22 protein-coding genes and 1 pseudogene are annotated in these 19,572 nt (G+C 37.8%); 12 read left to right on the top strand and 11 right to left on the bottom strand.

The window, feature by feature from the left end; translation table 11 throughout:
* Nucleotides 1–49: 49 nt before the first annotated feature.
* Nucleotides 50–268, bottom strand: coding sequence for a methionine aminopeptidase (locus ACQKMR_RS21340; RefSeq protein ID WP_427699123.1), 219 nt, complete (start codon nt 266–268; stop codon nt 50–52).
* A 188-nt stretch (nt 269–456) separates the two neighbouring features.
* Between ACQKMR_RS21340 and rlmD the strand changes: the two genes are divergently transcribed.
* A complete protein-coding gene (gene rlmD, locus ACQKMR_RS21335; RefSeq protein WP_427699122.1) occupies nt 457–1,827 on the top strand; it encodes a 23S rRNA (uracil(1939)-C(5))-methyltransferase RlmD in 1,371 nt (456 codons plus the stop codon).
* 247 nt (nt 1,828–2,074) lie between these two features.
* Nucleotides 2,075–2,632, top strand: coding sequence for a YitT family protein (locus tag ACQKMR_RS21330; protein ID WP_427699121.1), 558 nt, complete (start codon nt 2,075–2,077; stop codon nt 2,630–2,632).
* A gap of 10 nt (nt 2,633–2,642) precedes the next feature.
* Here ACQKMR_RS21330 and ACQKMR_RS21325 read toward each other — a convergent pair whose 3' ends face one another.
* The 7 genes from ACQKMR_RS21325 to ACQKMR_RS21295 form a co-directional block, all read right to left on the bottom strand.
* Nucleotides 2,643–3,503, bottom strand: coding sequence for a DUF421 domain-containing protein (locus tag ACQKMR_RS21325; protein WP_427699120.1), 861 nt, complete (start codon nt 3,501–3,503; stop codon nt 2,643–2,645).
* A gap of 30 nt (nt 3,504–3,533) precedes the next feature.
* Nucleotides 3,534–3,740, bottom strand: a complete 207-nt coding sequence (locus ACQKMR_RS21320) for a DUF1657 domain-containing protein (protein ID WP_427699119.1) — start codon at nt 3,738–3,740, stop codon at nt 3,534–3,536.
* A gap of 12 nt (nt 3,741–3,752) precedes the next feature.
* Nucleotides 3,753–4,103 carry a stage V sporulation protein AE gene (gene spoVAE, locus ACQKMR_RS21315; RefSeq protein WP_427699118.1) on the bottom strand — a complete coding sequence of 117 codons (351 nt, stop codon included), beginning with the start codon at nt 4,101–4,103 and terminating at the stop codon, nt 3,753–3,755.
* Nucleotides 4,100–5,119, bottom strand: a complete 1,020-nt coding sequence (gene spoVAD, locus ACQKMR_RS21310) for a stage V sporulation protein AD (protein WP_427699117.1) — start codon at nt 5,117–5,119, stop codon at nt 4,100–4,102. The genes spoVAE and spoVAD overlap by 4 nt, the downstream gene beginning before the upstream one ends.
* Nucleotides 5,119–5,598, bottom strand: a complete 480-nt coding sequence (gene spoVAC / locus ACQKMR_RS21305; RefSeq protein WP_427699116.1) for a stage V sporulation protein AC — start codon at nt 5,596–5,598, stop codon at nt 5,119–5,121. Before spoVAC ends, spoVAD begins: the two co-directional genes overlap by 1 nt.
* A gap of 19 nt (nt 5,599–5,617) precedes the next feature.
* A complete protein-coding gene (locus ACQKMR_RS21300; RefSeq protein WP_427699115.1) occupies nt 5,618–6,088 on the bottom strand; it encodes a YhcN/YlaJ family sporulation lipoprotein in 471 nt (156 codons plus the stop codon).
* Between the two features lie 70 nt (nt 6,089–6,158).
* Nucleotides 6,159–6,362 (bottom strand): DUF1657 domain-containing protein, encoded by a 204-nt coding sequence (locus ACQKMR_RS21295; protein ID WP_340455010.1) that lies wholly within the window; start codon nt 6,360–6,362, stop codon nt 6,159–6,161.
* Between the two features lie 998 nt (nt 6,363–7,360).
* On the opposite strand from ACQKMR_RS21295, the gene ACQKMR_RS21290 reads away from it, so the two are divergent.
* The 3 genes from ACQKMR_RS21290 to ACQKMR_RS21280 all read left to right on the top strand — a co-directional run bounded on the left by ACQKMR_RS21290 (nt 7,361) and on the right by ACQKMR_RS21280 (nt 10,176).
* Nucleotides 7,361–7,588, top strand: a complete 228-nt coding sequence (locus tag ACQKMR_RS21290) for a hypothetical protein (protein WP_427699114.1) — start codon at nt 7,361–7,363, stop codon at nt 7,586–7,588.
* A gap of 497 nt (nt 7,589–8,085) precedes the next feature.
* The gene (locus tag ACQKMR_RS21285) at nt 8,086–9,948 is read left to right on the top strand and encodes a hypothetical protein (protein WP_427699113.1); all 1,863 of its coding nucleotides are present in this window, start codon (nt 8,086–8,088) and stop codon (nt 9,946–9,948) included.
* 87 nt (nt 9,949–10,035) lie between these two features.
* Entirely contained in the window at nt 10,036–10,176 is a 141-nt protein-coding gene (locus ACQKMR_RS21280; RefSeq protein WP_427699112.1) for a hypothetical protein, read from the top strand.
* 461 nt (nt 10,177–10,637) lie between these two features.
* On the opposite strand, the gene ACQKMR_RS21275 is transcribed toward ACQKMR_RS21280, so the two are convergent.
* Nucleotides 10,638–11,066, bottom strand: a complete 429-nt coding sequence (locus tag ACQKMR_RS21275; protein WP_427699111.1) for a hypothetical protein — start codon at nt 11,064–11,066, stop codon at nt 10,638–10,640.
* 255 nt (nt 11,067–11,321) lie between these two features.
* On the opposite strand from ACQKMR_RS21275, the gene ACQKMR_RS21270 reads away from it, so the two are divergent.
* The 5 genes and pseudogenes from ACQKMR_RS21270 to ACQKMR_RS21250 all read left to right on the top strand — a co-directional run bounded on the left by ACQKMR_RS21270 (nt 11,322) and on the right by ACQKMR_RS21250 (nt 15,777).
* On the top strand, nt 11,322–11,978 hold the full coding sequence (locus ACQKMR_RS21270; protein WP_427699110.1) for a 5-bromo-4-chloroindolyl phosphate hydrolysis family protein: 657 nt from the start codon (nt 11,322–11,324) through the stop codon (nt 11,976–11,978).
* Nucleotides 11,975–13,147, top strand: a complete 1,173-nt coding sequence (locus tag ACQKMR_RS21265; protein ID WP_427699109.1) for a toxic anion resistance protein — start codon at nt 11,975–11,977, stop codon at nt 13,145–13,147. The genes ACQKMR_RS21270 and ACQKMR_RS21265 overlap by 4 nt, the downstream gene beginning before the upstream one ends.
* 11 nt (nt 13,148–13,158) lie before the next feature.
* Nucleotides 13,159–13,728: a nitroreductase family protein gene (locus tag ACQKMR_RS21260; protein ID WP_427699108.1), complete on the top strand. Its 570-nt coding sequence runs from the start codon at nt 13,159–13,161 to the stop codon at nt 13,726–13,728.
* A 635-nt stretch (nt 13,729–14,363) separates the two neighbouring features.
* Nucleotides 14,364–14,441: pseudogene (locus ACQKMR_RS21255) on the top strand (SEC-C metal-binding domain-containing protein); the annotation flags it as partial.
* A 337-nt stretch (nt 14,442–14,778) separates the two neighbouring features.
* On the top strand, nt 14,779–15,777 hold the full coding sequence (locus ACQKMR_RS21250; protein WP_427699107.1) for a S8 family peptidase: 999 nt from the start codon (nt 14,779–14,781) through the stop codon (nt 15,775–15,777).
* A gap of 47 nt (nt 15,778–15,824) precedes the next feature.
* Here the strand turns inward: ACQKMR_RS21250 and ACQKMR_RS21245 are convergent, their stop codons facing one another.
* Both ACQKMR_RS21245 and ACQKMR_RS21240 read right to left on the bottom strand, forming a co-directional pair.
* A complete protein-coding gene (locus tag ACQKMR_RS21245) occupies nt 15,825–16,487 on the bottom strand; it encodes a YcnI family protein (protein WP_427699106.1) in 663 nt (220 codons plus the stop codon).
* 18 nt (nt 16,488–16,505) lie between these two features.
* Complete coding sequence (locus ACQKMR_RS21240; protein ID WP_427699105.1) at nt 16,506–18,137, bottom strand: copper resistance protein CopC; 1,632 nt, start codon at nt 18,135–18,137, stop codon at nt 16,506–16,508.
* A gap of 178 nt (nt 18,138–18,315) precedes the next feature.
* Between ACQKMR_RS21240 and ACQKMR_RS21235 the strand changes: the two genes are divergently transcribed.
* Nucleotides 18,316–19,185: a VOC family protein gene (locus ACQKMR_RS21235; protein WP_427699104.1), complete on the top strand. Its 870-nt coding sequence runs from the start codon at nt 18,316–18,318 to the stop codon at nt 19,183–19,185.
* A gap of 116 nt (nt 19,186–19,301) precedes the next feature.
* Nucleotides 19,302–19,571 carry a hypothetical protein gene (locus ACQKMR_RS21230; RefSeq protein ID WP_427699103.1) on the top strand — a complete coding sequence of 90 codons (270 nt, stop codon included), beginning with the start codon at nt 19,302–19,304 and terminating at the stop codon, nt 19,569–19,571.
* Nucleotide 19,572: the final 1 nt, after the last annotated feature.

Below are 19,572 nucleotides of genomic sequence, written 5' to 3'. Positions count from 1 at the left end.
ATAGTTCGCTACTTCCACCATTCAATAAACTTTTCTTAATGGAATGTATCTACATTTGCTGTCCGTTCATCGCTGCCCAATCAGTATAAGTGCCGGTACCGTTGCAGCCGGGACAGTCGTGTATATCGGAAAAATGATATTCCGTTGGTACGAAGGAGCTGTATCCTCGCCCATAACAATCCGGACAGAGGCCCTTTTCCTCCATACTTACTCGATGTTTCTCTAGCCTGTTTGCATTCCAGGCCGATATAGAGTTAAACAAACCCATTTCCTCACCTCATCTATTTTTCCTTATTTTTCTTTTTTTACCTCGCTTTTATACATGAACTATGAAAAAAACGTAATTCCTTCTACTATTATTTTATGAAAATCATCGTAAATTGGTGAGTCGTTTTGTGGCAAGGCTCTGATTGTGGTAAAATACAGGCTAGCTTATAAAAGAAAAGAGAAGATGATATGAAAAAAACAGCACCCGTTGCTAAAAATGATATTATAGAGGTTTTATTCGAAGATTTAACGCACGAAGGAGCTGGAGTAGCTAAAGTTGATGGCTATCCGATTTTTGTTCAGAATGCCCTTCCTGGTGAAAAGGCAAAAGTTAAAGTAATGAAGACAAATAAAGGTTATGGCTTCGGACGTTTGATGGAGATTATAGAAAATAGTCCATATCGAGTAGAGGTTACAACTGAAGACTTTCATAAATACGGTGGCTGTCAGCTACAGCATATGAGCTATGAAGGACAGTTGGAATTCAAAGAAAAACAAGTACGTGAAGTGATGACGCGCATTGGAAAACTTGAGAATGCGAAGGTTCATCCGATAATTGGGATGGAGAACCCAACTCATTATCGTAACAAAGCGCAAGTACCTGTTGGTGAAAAGGACGGCAAGCTAATAGCGGGATTCTTTAAACCACGGACACATGAAATTGTAGAAACGAAAGAAAGTATTATCCAAAACGAAGTGATTAGTGAAGCTGTTCAAGTTGTAAAAGAAATCATCAGTAAACTTGGTATCCCTGCTTATAATGAAGAAACGCATAAAGGTGTATTGCGTCACATTATGGCTCGTTATGGCAAGCAAACAGGCGAATTAATGATAGTACTCGTTACAAGAACGAATAGTATCCCTTTCATCGAAACAATCGTGAAGGAAATTGTTGAACGCCTTCCACAGGTGAAATCAATCGTTCAAAACGTAAATTCGAAGAAAACAAATGTTATCTTGGGCGACAACATGACTTTGCTATGGGGAAACGAAGTGATCTATGATATGATCGGTGACGTGAAATTTGCGATTTCCGCAAAATCCTTTTATCAAATTAATCCTGATCAAACGAAGGTCCTTTATGATAAAGCACTTAATTATGCTGGACTAACGGGCGAAGAAACTGTGATTGATGCTTATTGTGGCATTGGTACCATTTCATTATTCTTAGCGCAAAAAGCGAAAAAAGTTATTGGTGTGGAAGTTGTATCAGAAGCGATTGAAGATGCACGCCGCAACGCTGAAATAAATGAAATCACAAATGCAGAATTTATCGTTGGTGATGCAGGAAACGTCATTGCTGAATGGTATCAAAAGGGTAATACGGCAGACGTCATCGTTGTTGATCCGCCTCGTAAAGGTTGTGAAGAATCTCTTTTAAACACAATCATTGAAATGAAACCGAAAAAGGTCGTTTATGTATCTTGTAACCCAGGAACCTTAGCACGGGACCTTCATATTTTAGAAGAAGGCGGATATAGAACAGTTGATATCCAACCTGTCGACATGTTCCCGATGACTACACACGTTGAAAATGTAGTGTTGTTAGAATTGAAATAATGATGAAAGGGCCCAGTCATTGGACTGGGCTTATTTTATATGAATTTATATAATAAGTGTCTTTGTTAGATTGAGAAGATGAAGCAGGACCCATAAAGGGCGCTGCTTTTTTATTGTGATGTCAAGAATTGTAGTAAGAGTACTGAGGGGAAATTTTTTTTTACATGTATATTCTTGACGTTCTAACTTGGACATATATTATGGAATATCGAAAGGGAGGTAAGGTGATTTTATTAATTTCCAAAAAGTGGTGGCCGTAATTGTTGGTAGCTTTTTGATCGGTATTGGAATTAATGGTTTTTTAGTTCCTTATCATTTAATAGATGGCGGTGTTATTGGAATTGCTCTTATTATTCATTATTTTTTGGGTTTTCAAACGGGGTTATCCATGTTAGTTCTTAGTATTCCTTTATTTATATATGCTTGGCACTATGAACGTCACTTTTTCTATAGCAGCATCCATGGATTACTTTTGACTTCTCTTTTTATGGATTGGTTGAGTCCATTAAAAAAGGCATTTTCTATTTCCATTCTCAGTAGTTCGTTAATTGGAGGAGCTATCATTGGGCTGGGCATAGGGCTTATGCTTCGATATGAGACAAGCAGCGGAGGAACAGATTTGTTAGCAAAATTCATTTCCAAATCTTCCTCCATAGATATTGCTATAGTTATTATTGTCATCGATACACTCATTATTACAGCTGCCGTCTTCATCTTAGGTATGAGAATTTTTCTTTTTTCATGTCTAACCATCGTCGTTATTGGAATAGTTACATCAGTTATGAAAGTGCCGAAAAAGATTTAACGCATACACCTTAATTTTTTAAAATATAGGCTACATCATCGATTGCTTGTTGCAGCTTTTCACTATTTTTGCTATACATCTCTTTAGCTGCCGTAGATTCAGTTCCAAGGGCAAATAACTCTAAGTCTGCTTGGCATTTTTTCAAAGTTGCTAGCATCAAAGGCTTTTCTTGTGGAGATGGCACTTTAATTTTATCATCAAAAAGATCCACGTTTAATTCACCATTGGAATTTGCTTGTCCAAGAAAGACATTCTCGATGGTTACGCCTAGCTTATCCAATTCGGTTTTTAACCAATTTCGGTTTAGGCCAATCGTGGAAAGTGGTTCATCAAGGATTTCTCCATCCATAATGACAGTCTGAGCCTCCTTGACTGAAGCAACGGCCAGGTTAAGATCTTTAGCAGTAAGCGGCTGGTTTTGTTTTTTTAACATGACGGAAAAATCACCGTTGGCCTCTAATAAGCCAAACTCGACTTCGGAAACATCAAAGACATCCTTTTTTCGAAGTAATCCCAACAATTCATCAGTTGTATACTTTTCCTTTTTTAAATTGGCCTCCATGACTTTTCCATCTTTAATAAAAATTGTTGCTTTCCCTTCGACTAAATCACGAACAATTTTGCTTTTCATGGAAAGTAATCCTGCAATGAAAGGAGCAAATGCAAAAACGAGAATGGAAAGAACACCATGTACAATATTTCCTTCAACCTTTGTGGCTAACTCTGCGCCAACATTCCCGATGGTTATGCCAGTGACGTATTCAAAAAAGGAAAGCTGAGATATTTGTTTTTTACCTAACCATTTTGTGATTAAAAAAAGAACAATTAAGAAAAATAGTGACCGTAAAACGATTTCTAACCATTCAGGCATTACTTAGCACCCCCTGCAATTCATAGGTATTTAAAACCCCTTATATTGTGGTTCTTCCCGTTCTAACTCACTCACTCGCTTTTGTACATCCTTCATCACATCATTCACGACTAACATTGTTTCATGCAGGGTACGTTTCAATTCATCATCTTGAGTTCGGAGCGCTAAGCTGGATAGTCCAGCTTCCACACCTTTTAGGCTCGCGACACATTGTTTTACTTCAGAAGCTACAGTCATGCTACATTCTCCTTATCCTTTAGGTCTAAAAATAATGGCTCCAATCATACCAAAAATGATCGCTGCTGATATCCCAGCACTAGTTACTTCAAACATTCCTGAGACCACACCAATTATTCCATGTTTTTCCGCTTCGGCCATTGCTCCGTGTACAAGAGAATTCCCGAAACTTGTAATGGGGACCGTTGCACCTGCACCAGCAAAATCAATAAATGGTTCATATAAACCAAAACCATCTAAAAGAGCTCCCACTACAACAAAGGTACTTAAAGTGTGTGCAGGCGTGAGTTTGAATACATCAAACATGATTTGCCCGATTACACAAATGGAGCCCCCGACGACAAAAGCCCAAAAGTAAATCATAATCGTGGTTCACCGCCATATTCAATTGATACGGCATGGGCAATGCATGGAATCGTCTCATTTTGTTGAAAGGAAAGGGGAGATAACAAGGCACCGGTAGCCACAACGAGCATTCGTTTTATTTCACCCTTTTTCATGCGATTCAATAAATGCCCGTATACAACAGTCGCCGAACATCCAGGTCCGCTTGCCCCAGAAAGGACCGGTTGACCATCCCTGTATATCATTAATCCGCAATCCTTATACTGGTCTTCCTGTATTGGGGTCCCGTGTTTTTTTAATATTTCTAATGAAACTTCATGTCCAATCTTTCCTAAATCTCCGGTTACTATTAAGTCATAATAGGAAGGGTCAATGTTTCGTTCTCTTAAATGGGTCTCAATTGTATCGACAGCTGCTGGGGCCATAGCTCCTCCCATATTAAAGGGATCGGTCAATCCCATGTCAATTATCCGGCCGATTGTGGCTGAAGTAACTCGAGGGCCTTCTCCGGAACTACTTAATAAGGCAACTCCTGCACCTGTAACGGTCCATTGGGCAGTGGGAGGTTTTTGACCGCCGTATTCAGTTGGGTAACGAAATTGCTTTTCAACTGCGGTGTTATGACTAGAAGCACCTGTTAACAGATAATCCGCTCCTTTAGTGTTAACAAGGTAAGCGCCGAGAGCCAGTCCCTCCATAGAGGTAGAACACGCTCCAAATAAGCCGAGATACGGTGTACCCAAAGTTCGACAGGCAAAACTTGTAGGCGTAATTTGATTAATGAGGTCTCCACCAAGGAAAAACTGAATCTGATCCTTTTGAAGTCCAGCCTTTTCAATTGCTTTTGTACTTGCTTCTTCTATGAGGACTTTGTGAGCCTTTTCATAGGAATCTTGATTTAGCCATAAATCGGAATGAAGTAGATCAAAATCATCTGCAAGCAATCCTTTAGCTTCAAATGGTCCCCCGACAGTTCCTGTGGAGAGTATGACAGGTTTTTGATCGAAAACCCATGTACGGTGACCCGTCAGCATTATAAACCACCCCATTGAAAAATAATTGTTTTTATCAGAGCAACAATAAATGCGGAAAAAACGCCGAACAAGATGACGGAGCCTGCCAATTTAAACATATTACCACCAACTCCTAAAACAAATCCTTCTGTTCGATGTTCAATAGCAGCTGATATGATAGCATTCCCGAATCCTGTAAGCGGTACTGCAGATCCAGCTCCACCAAATTGAGCGATTCGGTCATATACTCCAAATCCAGTAAGAAGCATAGCGATGAATATTAGCGTTCCTGCAGTGGGATTCCCAGCCGTTTGATCTGTGAAATCAAAGTAATGAATATAAAAATTTTGAATAAACTGCCCAATAAGGCAAATGATTCCACCAGTGATAAAAGCTTTAATGCAATTTAGTAGTACTGGTCTTTTTGTTTCCAATTGGGTTTGAAGTTGCTGATATTCTTGTTGGACAGGGGCTAATTTTTTCTTTTTATTATTGGACATGCTTGTATCACCTCTTCCATCACGCTTGTTCCTTAATTAAACTTTTGATTCTTTTGAAGTCTTTTTTCAGTGAATCCATCTTAGTCTTATCTTTCTCGAGCTTTTGTTCCAACTGGTCAAGTTCTAAAAACATCTTTTGGTCAGTCGAGATAAGAATTTTATAATCTGGGAACATGTTTTCTAAGTCTGATTGTGCTTGCTTTTTAATGTTCTTTAAACGGAAACGATCAAAATTATCTACTTTGACTGCCACTAACAATTCCTTATCGCTATTTACCGCTTTAACATCCGAAACCTCTTCCTCTGCTAATAGCTTATCTTTAGCCTGATTGGCCACGGATTGCTCTATTGGACTGCTAGTATGTACCTTTGAAATATTCAAGTTTTTATTATTATCTATTTGATTCGAATTTCCGGAACATCCTGAGACAAACCCGATAACGGTTATTAAAAAAAGGAATCTTTTTAATGTCTTCATTTTGTATTTCAAGGAATTTCCTCCTCAAATTAAAGATATAAAAAAAGGTTGGTTGCCTCAACCAACCTTTTTATATGATTTCTTATTGCTTATATTGTGGTTCTTCTTGCTCAATCTGATCAATACGAGGAGAAACGCTGTCAACAATTGATTGTGTTTGTTGAGCAGCTTGTTGATAAAGTTGTTTGGCTTGTTCGTTGTCTGTTGAAAGGGCAAAGGTCTCGAAGTTTGCTTGAGCACTTTTTAATCCAGCTAAAGTCGTTTTAACATCACTAATTACTGTCATGGTGTTACCTCCTTGGTTTTTTAACTGCCTTTTTAGAGTATCGAAATATCAATTTTTATATACCTACCAATATTATCTAGATCATGAAAAATAGTGATTTCAATCCCTTGTTAGCTTAAAAATCGAATGGTCTTGAGGATGAAATTTGATAATCATTATAAATAATTTTAATCGGCGTATTTCGAATTCTAATTATTTTATTGAGGAGGAGTATGCTTCTTCAGTATAAAAAGGTAGCAAACTCGACTGGCTAATACTTCAATTGAACAACCCGCTTTACTAAGACCCAGTCATCAGTACACGGCGAATGTGGCTTTAGCGTCTGAGGGAAACAGTTTCCTTTGAAAGGTCACTACCATTGTTTCGTCAAGAGATGGGGGGTATATTTAAATTGATGGTGTGCAGGGGAACTGAGCAGTTTTTTTGTGCAAAAAAGTAAAGGGATTGAGTTTAATTATTTAAGGGTTATTGTGCATATCTATATTTAATCAAACGATTGATTAATAGGGGGAAAAGTAAATAAGTATGGGGAGATAACTGCTTTCTTTCTTGTATGTAAGGGGAGCCAGATAACCAAACAAATAAGTGCATTGTACGATTCAATTAATTCAACTTAAGTTAAAAACTGCTATATTTTTTAAAGGTTTTTTTAAAGTTGACTCGATATAACATGATGGCGATCTTGGACGATTTGTATAATAAAGTGTTTTTTCAAATTTCATTGAAAGAAGTAATGGAAGTTTTGCAAGGAGTCAAGAGCAAACAAGAGTCGGAGATTGAATTAATTAAAACTAGGATACACAGATACGAGCAGAAGCGAAGAGCAGAGGAAGCGTGGTATCAATCGCTATCGCCATTTAAACCTGGATATCAGCTATCATGGTATCATGGCCACTCATACCTCTTCAGAGTTTATTAAGTCAGAGAATTACTTTAGGCAGGAAGAAGAGGTAAAAAGGTAAGATTTATCTTAGAATAAAGTAAGAGGTGATTTATAAATGGGTACATGCAATCTAAATCATTCCCAGCAAGATGTCAGATTGAAATTAGAGAGTCAAATGGGATTTTTACCAAAGGACTTAAGTGAGAAATTGATTCGCTTTCTAGAAAGCGAGAGTTCGCAGGAATCACTGAACGAATTGTTTCATCTTTTAAAGAAGTACGATTTGGCTTCTAAGGAAGAACAAGATGCAAGAAACGAAAAGTTAAATCATTTTATGAAATGATCGAGAAAGAACGGGAGTGCAAGAGTGGCTCCTGTTCTTTTTTGTTTCGATTTAAATATGTAATATTCCCCAAAATAAATAGTTAAACATTCTTTTTGAAAGGAGTGTGAAATGAGGATCTTGGGAGGGACTTTAGTAAAAATTCTTTAGTGATAAATTCATGGAGTATTTACATACTTATACAGAGGGTGCAGGGAAACTTACTCCTAGATATTATTGGACGTGTGTTTCGAGAAGTATTTAGTCAAAACAAGTAAAGGGTGGAGGTGATTAATCAATGGCCATTCATTATATTTGAAGGCAATAGATTTCCGAACATGAATATGAGAATTGTTTTCTAGAAATCTAGAATATTTTGATTCACAAGAATTTAATAAGATGGGTAATGGTGCCTGTTATTTTCCAAAAATATGAAATTATTGACGTGTATTGTTTATGATCTAATTTTTAGGGTTTTATGTGTTAAGTGAGTAGGAAAAGGGAGAGAAACCTAAAAAATGAAAAATTGTAAATCATGTGGTAAGCCAGTGAATGAAGATTCTAAACTTTGCCCATCATGTGGCGCTTCTATAGGTGAAAAACAAATAACAGAAATAGAAATGGCTGCTTCCGAAATGAGGCAAGAGCAAATCGAGGAAAAGTCCTCAAAAAAGCCATTCAAGAAAAAAACGTTAATTATTACGGCAGTATTAGTATGTATCATCATTTCTGTTTCAGTTGCAGCTATTATTCATAAATCCCCGAAAGAGCTGTATCTTCTGGCTGAATACAAAACGTATCAGAATTCCAAAGAGGAATGGGTCAATAGGTATGGCAATTCAATTGAATTCCAAGAGAAAATGATGAAGCAACCTTCAAGTTCAGAAATGACCCTTAGTGGAAATGTCGAAATGGATTCATTAGGAAATGATCCAGACTTTGAAAAGTTTCAAGAATTATTGAGGAAGGTATCTCTTACTGCCAATACTGAACAAGATCCTATAAGCAAACAAGGTCACTACAAATTAGCCTTGAATGTTGAAAAGGAGAATGCGTTGGATATGGAAATGTTCCAATCCAAAGATAAACTCGGTTTGAAGGTTCCGGTGTTATATGAAAAATTCTTTTATTTGAATTTTGATGAATATGGAGAGTTCATGCGTAGGACTGATCCCTCATATGACGGACCTGACAACTTAGAAGTATCTGACCTTGAATGGCAGGACCTGAAATTAACGGAGAAGGAACAGGAATATATTCAAAAACGGTATGGAATATTCTTGATGGACCGATTAGAGGTTGAAAACTTTAAGGTAAAAAAAGGCGTGGAATATAAGCATGAAGGCGAGACGGTGAAGTTAAGGGAAGTGACTCTTAAGCTATCTGCATCGGAAACTAAAAACCTTTTAAATGATTTTATGGATCAATTAATTGAAGATAATAAGCTTCATAACATGATAGTCAATCGGGCACAAAAAGTGGCGAAGGCTTCTGCGATGGCAGAAGACGTAGAGGTGCTTGATACAAAAGAAATGAAACAACAATTAGTTAATGGGTTAAAAGATGCAAAGATAGAAATGAAGGATATCAGTTTTCCAAATGGGTTTTCTTCTACATTACTAATTGACAAAAGTGAGCAAATTATCGACCGTAAAGTAACAATGGATGTAGGCGGCAACTCAAGGGTTAATATAGAAATGAACAGTAAAAATATTCCTTATGGGAATGATCAGATATTTGAATATTTTAGCGTTGCATTATCTCCTGAAAAAGATGAGGATTCCCAGGTTATGTTCCAAGTTACAAATGATGTGGCTGTTAATAAAAATAAGCGTTCTGAAAATCTTATGGCTTCCTTTATGTATGAAGAGTACGGGGAAACTGAGGAAATCAAGTTTACGATGAAGAGTGATATTATCGGAGAAAAAGGTGGTAAGCAGAGCATCACTAGGAATTCTAACCTGAACATCGCTGGTGGTGATTTCTCTGATATGCCATCTGACTTTAAGGGAGCAATTAAACAAATGAGCGATCTTAACCTAAAGAAAGACTATTCCAATGTGAAATTTGAAGTAAAGCTTGGACTAGAGGATGATTTGGATTCAGGAACGGTTACAGTCAAGCTAGATTCTAAGACGAAGCTAAAGGATAAAGTGGATCTGCCAGATTTGGAGCTTGATTCCGGTGAAGGGTTAAGCGTAGTGAACATTTCTGAAAATGAGATGTATAAAATTCAGAAAGAAGTAGGAACAAATTTAATGGAGCTTGGTGTCAAATACGGGCTCATTCCAGAAGATATGTATCAGTTCGATATTTACGATGAAGCTAGTTATGACGGTTATTATGAATTTGAAGACAATCATTCGGATGATAAGTTTTAGGTAGGGTGTGTTTACATGAGAAACAATATGATTTTTACTTCCTTTTATTTAAAGGTACTATAAAAAAATAGGAAGGCAGCCGCAGGAGTGTGGCTGACTCCTATTTTCTTTTTATTGGGCGCAGCAGTCATTGAAAACCACTTACTGAAAGAAGAGAGCCGAGTACATGAATATCCTACTGTCGAAACGAAGTTGGTTATCGAACAGCTTACTTATAACCCACATTAAAATGGGATTATGACAACGTTGGAGGTTGATCAAAAAGAGGCAGAAGAGCTGCTCCAAAGCAACAAGATACCGCAATTATATACATACCGAAGGATTTTATTCATGATGTTACCAAAGGACTCATCACGAAGGTTTTGGTTACTGGGAATAGTCAACGGACGCTTTATCCCAGCTAGTCCGACATCGTAATGGAAAGTGTTGCTGATTTTACCTCTGCCGCGCAGAGTGGAATTAATACCATCAATTATTTCATGGAAACATCAGGATTTTCTGAAAGTGACCAAAAGAAGCAGTTCAAACGGGATATCTTATCTTTTTTGCTGCTGTGCTAGGTTTAAACCTCTTAATCAATCGTTTGATTAATTCACATTGCTGATTATCATGTCCTTTTGATGAAAGAGCACTTAGTGAAAACCTAAAAAATAGCAGAGGCCCATAATGAGCTCCTGCTGTTTTTTTTCCTAAAAGCCATCATCTGTAGCGGAGAATGGTATACTCAAGTTCCTTTCCACGACCCGTAGTCTTTGATTAAGTCTGTTCAATCTGTTCGTATGACGCTGATCATTTTGACTTAGCCTAGTTATTTCCTGGTTAACACGGTTCACTTCTCGATCCACCCGCGTAATCTCTGGGTTAAGTCGAGTGATTTCTCTCGTTTGTTGCTCATTTTGACGCTCAAGCTCCCGAACTCTTCTTTCAAATTGTTGAGTTTGCGGCGGCTGTCTTTCAAAATCAAACTTCTCGGGCAAATGGCTATATGAATCGTCTTGAATCTGTTGAAAATGCCAATCTTGCTGTGGAACATATTCATATCGTTCGGGTTGTTGGAAATATGGGTTGAAATTATTTCCATTTTGTTGTGGAAAAGGATAAAAACCGTGTAAATTCATAGTTAGCTCTCCTTTGTAAATGGGATAGATACCCTATAACTTATGTGAGTTTTAGTAAAGCGATGAGGCAATATCCTAAAAGGAGTATGATGAAGAGGGTCATTTGCCAATGAAAATATAAATTCATCGCTAAATTTGCAGAAACCATCCTGTTCCTATATCGTTTAAGTAGAAGAAAATTTTTTTCCATCTTGAAACCAATCACTGTGATAATCGTATATATAGAAAAGAGTGTAAGTCAGGAGTGTATTGAAAATGAATCGCTTTCTTGCCGATGTTGTTCCAATATTGATTGCAATTCCAATGGTTTTGCCGGTTTGGCTGATTAGCTATTTTGCATTGAATCAATCATTTTTTCTTTCTGTTGTTTTTTCTTTAGTTGGAGGAGGCCTCGCATACTGGTTAAGTTCCGTCTACTTTTCCTCACGATTCCTCAAAAAACATGAATTGACAAGAAAAGAATATCAATATATAAAGAAAAATTTAAGTGAAGCAAAACCGAAAATATGGCGAGTGCAAAAGGCACTAATTTCAGTCAGGCATATCTCTTCTTTTAAACAGAGGAAGGATATGATAAAGATGATCAGGAAAATATATAGTCTTACCAAAAAAGAACCGAAGCGGTTTTACCAGGCGGAACAATTTTATTATTCCCATCTGGATTCAGCTACGGAGTTGGCAGAGAAATATGTTTTTTTATCACAGCAGCCCAGAAAGAATAAGGAGCTCGAACTATCTTTAACAGAAACACGTAAAACTTTAAAGGATCTTACTAAAACAATAGAAAAGGATTTATATAAAGTAATTGCCGATGATATTGATAACCTCAACTTTGAATTGGACGTTGCTAAGCAAACCATTAAAACTAGAAAAGAGTCACAAGTAATCGATGAAAGCAGGAGGTTAAAATGAATAATAATGATCCAAACCTGTTAAATAATACGACTAACGCAAATTTAATTGATGATCTTTTAGCTAATCCATTTGACGAGGTGCAGCAGTTGGAGAAGCTTTCTCCTCAGGAAGCGAAGCCGGTCAAACTGATTGATGTCATTCCAGAAGAAAACCGGGCAAAGGCCTACCAGCTTGCCGAACAAATTGACCCAACAAATCATCAGGCGATGATTTCCTATGGTACACCAGCTCAATCAAAGCTCTTGACCTTTTCAAATTCGATGCTTGAGCATGTACAAAAAAAGGATGTAGGTGAAGTGGGCGACATTATCAGTGATTTAATGAAGAAGTTAAACGATCTGAGCCCGGATGAGCTTAAACAGGATAAGCCCTCGTTTTTTGCTCGTATGTTCGGGAAGTTGACAGGTTCTGTACAGGAAGTACTTTCTAAATATCAAAAAACAGGGGCTCAAATAGATCGAATCAGTGTAAAACTCGATCGGAGCAAGAATATCCTGCTATCGGATATCGTAATCCTTGAAAAGCTTTATGAAACAAATAAGGAATATTTTCAAGCGTTAAATGTCTACATTGCAGCGGGGGAAATTAAACTTGAAGAAATCCACGAGAAAACAATTCCAGAGCTAAAGAAGTCTGCGGAATTAAGCAATGATCAAATGAAGTTTCAAGAAGTCAATGATATGCGCCAATTTGCCGAACGATTAGATAAAAGGCTGCATGATTTGAAATTGAGTCGTGAAATTACCATTCAAAGCGCGCCACAAATTAGGCTGATACAAAACACAAATCAGGCGCTTGTCGAGAAAATCCAATCTTCAATCATGACAGCCATTCCACTTTGGAAAAATCAGGTTGCAATTGCATTGACCTTGATCAGGCAGCGTCATGCTGTAGAGGCTCAAAAGCAAGTTTCCAAAACGACAAATGATTTGCTATTAAAAAACTCGGAAATGCTGAAAACAAATACTATTGAAACGGCTAAGGAAAATGAGCGAGGACTAGTCGATATTGAAACATTAAAGAACACCCAAGCAAATTTAATTTCCACGCTTGAAGAAACAATGCGAATTCAAGAAGAAGGCAGGCATAAGCGTCGACATGCTGAACAGGAACTGGCCGCGATGGAGAATGAACTAAAGCAGAAACTTTTAGAGATAAAGGGATAAGGAGAGATTACATGGAAACTATTGAAGCTATAAAAACGAGAAGGAGTATTGGGGTTGTTAAACAAGATCCGGTACCAAAAGAATTGATTGAACAAATAATTGAAGCTGGAACATATGCACCTAATCATCATCGGACAGAGCCTTGGCGTTTTTTTGTACTAACAGGAGAAGGAAGAAATAAACTAGGTCAGGTCTTTGAAGAGATAACAAGAATTGAAAATGCAGATGATACTCCGGAGAGTTTAATAAGTAAGATGGAAAGACAAAAAAAGAATCCCTTAAGGGCTCCTGTCATCATTGCAGTGGGCATAGAGCCTAGTGATAAGAATAATGTCCTCGTTTCCGAAGAATATGCGGCAGTGAACAGTGCCGTTCAAAATATGCTTCTTGCGGCTCATTCTCTAGGCCTTGGGGCAGTATGGAGAACTGGTAAAATCACTTATCATACGAAGGTACGGGAATTTTTCAACTTATCCTCAAAAGGAGAAGTACTAGCATTCATTTACTTGGGTTATCCCGATATGGAGCCAAAACCGGCTAAAAAAACACCGATTGATGAATTGACTACTTGGATCGAATGAAAAATTAAGGGAAAGTAAATATAGGAGCAGTTGCCTCAGTATAAACACACTGCGGCAGCTGTTTTTTTGTTCGATAAGATTTCTTTAATAGGCTTTTATCATATAGGATTTTGGCTTTCTTATGCTTCGTTTCAAGTGACGATTGAGGATTTAGGTTGTACAATACATAGGTGAATAAATTTTGATGAATTAGGATGTGTCTATAGATGAGAACGATTGATCCATTTGAGATTCTAGATGGAAAAGCGATTAAATATTTGGATGTTTTTGGCGTTGAGGATGGAATTGCTTTAAAGAGTAAGTATGAAGATAAAACGTATTGGATATATGATTATTATTGCATGCATCAGACATGTGATTGCCAGGAAGTGTACCTTGAATTCGTGGAGGAGCGCAAGACCACCAGTCAGGCCGGACAGCATTTTGGAGTTCGGGTTTCATTCCGAGATAATCAATTCGCCCTAGAGGATTATAATATTTCAAAGCAAAAGGCGATGGATATTGCTGAAGACACGTTAAAGTACAGTAAAGACGTAATGGAACTGTTTAAGAAGCGCTATCAGCAAATGAAGGAAAAAGGCACACAAATTATCATGGAGAGTGCAAAAGCGGCTAAAATGCCTCATGTTCATACAGAGCCAGTCATCGGAAGAAATGAGCCATGTCCATGTGGCAGCGGGAAAAAATACAAAAAATGCTGCGGTGCGGCTTAAGTTCATTTAAGGGAGGTTGACTCGATTCGGAGTCGCTTCTTTTTTTTGAAATCTAACATGGAAAAATAGAATTTCATAAATAAAAATTTTCTTATAGTATTACAGGAACATTTGTTCTATAATTAATGTACCAGATAATGACAAGGAAAAGAAATAAAAAGTAGTTATTTAGACGGAATTTTCAAAAAACTTCTTTTTTATTTTCTAAAATCTGGTATATATAAGAGAGAAGAGTTTTTTGATCTCATCTCTTTCAACGGTAGACGGCAACCAGACGGGATAGATGTTCCCCCACTGATGGCAGTTTAACTTATTGAACGAAGGAAGGGGTAATCAAATGACAAGAGAAAAAAGATTAATACCTTACAAAGTTCTTGAAGTAATGGACACGGTTAAAGAAAAAATTCCTGAGGGTGTAGAGCTTGTGAAAGCCCCGGCAATTTGGGAAAAAAGCAATTATGGTGAAGGCGTGGTCGTTGCCGTCATCGATACAGGGATTGATAAGGAGCATCCAGACCTCAAAGAACGAATTATTGGTGGAAAGGATTTTACCAATACCGGGGATTATCAAGATGATAACGGGCATGGAACACATGTCAGCGGTACGGTTTTGGCTGCCATTAATAATGTTGGTGTAGTAGGAGTGGCTCCGAAAGCAAGTATTTTAGCATTGAAAGCCTTAAATGGAAAAGGACAAGGCGAAATGAATTGGATTAATGGAGCCCTAGAGTATGCGATTAATTGGAAGGGGCCTAATGAAGAAAAGGTTTCAGTTATTTCACTTTCTCTAGGCGGTCCTCCGGATGAGGCGGAACATAAGCTCATTCAAAGAGCACTTCAGAAAGATATCCTTGTTGTTTGTGCAGCTGGAAATAGTGGGGATGGCCGTTATGATACGGACGAATTGGATTATCCAGGGGCGTATCCCGAGGTAGTGGAAGTCGGAGCAGTGGATTTAAGCAGAAATATGGCGGATTTTTCAAATACAAATGATGAAATTGACTTGGTAGCGCCAGGGGTTGATATTCTCTCTACGTATCCAGGAAATAAATATGCTAGGCTGAGCGGAACGTCTATGGCTACGCCTCATGTAAGCGGCGCGGCAGCTCTCTTAAAAGTGATTGGTGAAAAGGAATTTGGCCGTAAGCTAACTGAAGCGGAATTATATGCACAGTTAGTGAAAAATACGGAAGATCTGGGAATAAGCAAAAAAGCACAAGGAAATGGACTGCTAAACTTAACAATAGCGGAACAAAGAGTTGAAAAATCCATTAAGATTACCATAGAATCAGAAAATCTGCAGTTACCAAGTAAAACGATGGTCATGGAATATTAGAAGTGAAAAAAGGTGCCCCAGGATTCTTGAGGCACCTTCCATAATGATTATTTTTTATTTTTCCTTAGAGCTGCAAAAAGCGCTACAATGGAAAGAATTAGTGATATGGCAGCCAGAGTGATGATCAACGTTTGATTGCTATCACCTTCTGTTGTTACGGAATCCTTTGCATTGTCAGTAGTTTTGGAATTATTAGTGTCTGCTTCATTTTTGTGACCATGGTCCGTAGATTCTGCAGCAGCCTTGGGCGCTACCGAAATTTCAGTTACAGAATGCGGTAGGTTGGAGCTTTCATCTCCGCTCCATTCAACAATTTCACCATCTTCATAATATTGAAAGGCATCCCAAGCTACATTTGTTTCTTCTTTAGGGTTTTGAGCAACGAATAAAAATTGCTGGAATTGTCCAGCGGATATTCCTTCATCGGTCGCTACCCATGTTACCGTTTTTACATGACCTTCTTTGTCACCTTCAGTTGTTACTTTCCACCCTGGTACAGGCTGATAGCTTTCAAAAGTAATGCCTTCCGGTATCTTTAAAGTCACCTTGGTGGTGGCAGTTTCTTTTTCAACGGGTACTTTAAGCGTATAAGTTTCCCAAGCCTCAGGTGCAGATGAACTAGGTTTAACAGTAACGTGTGCATTCGCAGAACCGGAAAAAATGAATAGTGCAGCAAATGTAGAGATAAGAAGCTTTGAAATGTTTTTCATTTGAATTAGTCCCTTCTGTTATGAATTTCCTACTAATATTGTAAAATCAGCATCAATTGAATCTAGACTCTCAGTTAATCCATGTACCTGAATCTTCCACTTTCCTGACATGGTTAGAATCGACTTTGATGTATACGTACCTGTATTATCTTCCTGAAGTTGAAGCTTTATTTCTCCTTCGCTAGTATCTACAGGCTCCATTATGATTGTAAGCTGTTCAATTTCGGTATATGGCATGCCTTCATCATTGGATATGTTTACTTGGATTCGATTCTCACCGACTTCATTGGGAGTTACCATTAATGTGACCTCATTATTTTCTTCAGTCATCAAAGTTTTCTCAATTGGCCCAGGAGAAGACATAGAAGTTTGGACATTTGTTAATAGAGCCGCAACAAGGAGAACAACGATTCCTACACCGAACTCTACTCCCACACTATAACCAAGTTTTTTCTCTTGCTTTTTCCCCTTGAAAAAATGAAATGCTCCCAAAATGATCATAATAAACATAAGACTAATTTTCCATAGTAATAATTGTCCGTATGTCGTATTTAATAATGAATGGATAGTAGGGACATGCTGTAAACTGCTATATATTCCGCTAACAATCAGTATGATTACAAACAGAAATGCCCATCTGGAAAACCTTTGAATGATTGACCAGTAAAATGTTTTCTTATCTTCTATCTGCCGATCAGCAAGCCCAGGCAATATCACCAATAAAGCCATAAGGCCGCCCAGCCATAAAGCCATGGACAATAAATGGAGGAAATCCATCAAAACGGCCAGAACCTGATTAGGAACAGCTGCCGTATGTCCTGTTGAAGCCTTACAAACCATCAAGCTGGCTATTATGATGAAAGAAAGGAAGGGTAGTGATTTATTCAGGGAGTTCTCCAGCATAAAGTAAATAACTAAAAATAGAAGAAGCAATATTAGAATTTCAACGATCCAGATGGTTCCAAAGTTTGTAGCATTCAATACTTCTTTTATATAACTCACATTAAATGCATCAGTCCAACCTACGCCAGCGTCAATCGTCACCTTTAAAGGCAGACTGAAGAAGATGGAAAATGCTAAACCTGCATATGAAAGCCAAAGGTATAGACGGGCTCTTCTGCTGGCTTCAAAAAGGCGAGAATCCTTCATTAACGATAATTGGAAAAAAAGGATTCCGGTAAGGGCTGCAAAAGATATGTATTGAAAACTTTGCAGGAAAACGTTGATGGAATTCGGAAAACCTGCATTCATTTCGGAACTTTCTTGGTCTGATACTGCAGCTGAGTCTCCAAATTGAAAGGGAATCGTACCTTCAATGGGGTGGCCATCACTTGAAACCACTCTCCATTTAATGTAATAAATACCTTCATCGATAGATCCTTTCCATCTAGCTTCAAGTATTTTTTCACTTTTTTCTGAGATTTTGCTGTCTTGAATTTGAATTTTGCTCCCATCTTGGCTGAAAACTTCAAGCGAATGGAAAGCTGGTTGTATATCTTCACTGAATTGAATGCTAATTTTTTCAGGAAGGGTATCCATTGCTTCATTTGGACTAGGATTAGAACTTATAACAGAAGCATGACCAGAAGCCGTTACTGGATATAAAAGCAAACTGAATAGGCTGATAACCAGCCATAGATAATTCTTCATATTGGTGCGCAATCACCCTTTCATACGATTATGCAAGCTCAGTATAAAATAAAAATGTGAAAAAACAGTGAAAAAAATATACTTATATAAGGAAATTAAGAAATACCTGAAAGATATAAAATAACTATTATAAATTAACCTACTTAAAGTAAATAAAATGAAAAGAGGAAAGAAAAAAATGAAATTTCAAAGTTATCCCAACACCTATGTCGGCTATGTACATATCATTATAGAGGATTTATCGCGTAGTTTACAATTTTATAAGGAAATTATTGGATTCGAAGTACTTGAGCAATCAGCTAATAAAGCAGTGTTAACAGTAGATGGAAAGACACCACTCTTGATTTTGGAACAACCAGATGGTGTAACACCGAAGCAACCGAGGACAACTGGTTTATATCATTTTGCGCTTTTAGTACCGTGCAGAGCTGATCTGGCTAAGATATTACTGCACTTGATTCAAAGCCAATATCCGCTGCAAGGAGCTTCTGATCACTATGTAAGTGAGGCCCTTTATTTAGGGGACCCTGACGGAAATGGAATTGAAATATATAGTGATAGGTCGGAAGAAACCTGGAAGTGGCAGAATGGTCAAGTTGAAATGGGTACGGTGGCCCTTGATGCAGAAGGACTATTAGCAGAAAATGATGAAGCACCTTGGACAGGTCTGCCAAGTGAAACCGTAATGGGCCACATTCATCTACACGTTGCAGACATTGGTGCAACCGAAGAGTTTTATACAAAAGGACTAGGTTTTAATATTGTTGTACGATATGGAGGGCAAGCCCTATTTGTCTCGACTGGTAACTACCATCATCACATTGGCCTTAATACATGGAATGGAGTCGGGGCTCCTGCTCCGGAGCCAACAAGTGTTGGACTGAAATCGTTCACGCTGATATTACCGAGTGAAGAAGCACGAAAAAACACAGTGGATCGATTACAGCAATTAGGATCATTCATAAACGAGAAGAAAAAAGCTGTTGTAACAAAGGATCCATCAGGAAATGTCATCCATTTAGTCGTTCACACATTAAGAAATAATTAAGGTTTCTTTATTAACCTGACGATACCACATTTGCAGGAATATAGGGGGGAGGCGTTGTTAAAGAAAAGGTTTAAAGAAAAAGGTATGAAGGTGATCTTGGTCGGTTCTCTGGTGGAATGAATGAGGAAGAAACTGTGGATGATGCCAAAGCTGCAAAAGAGGCAGAGGTTGAAGCAACACAAATGAGTACATCTAGTAAAACCGAAAAAGTTAAATCAAATAACACAGGTAGCCAGATGATGTCGATGGATAATCAATCAACAGAATCCATTTCATTTTTGGGGAAAATAAAGAAATTCGTTCTCTCTCTTTTTTTACATTACAAAGGGACTGCTTCAAAAATTCTGGGGTCTTTTTTTAAAACTACAAAAAAGGACAAGATTTAAT

The organism is Peribacillus sp. NPDC096540 (assembly GCF_050278525.1).
In the GTDB taxonomy this organism is placed as follows: domain Bacteria; phylum Bacillota; class Bacilli; order Bacillales; family DSM-1321; genus Peribacillus.
This window is presented reverse-complemented; position numbering and strand designations above follow the sequence as displayed.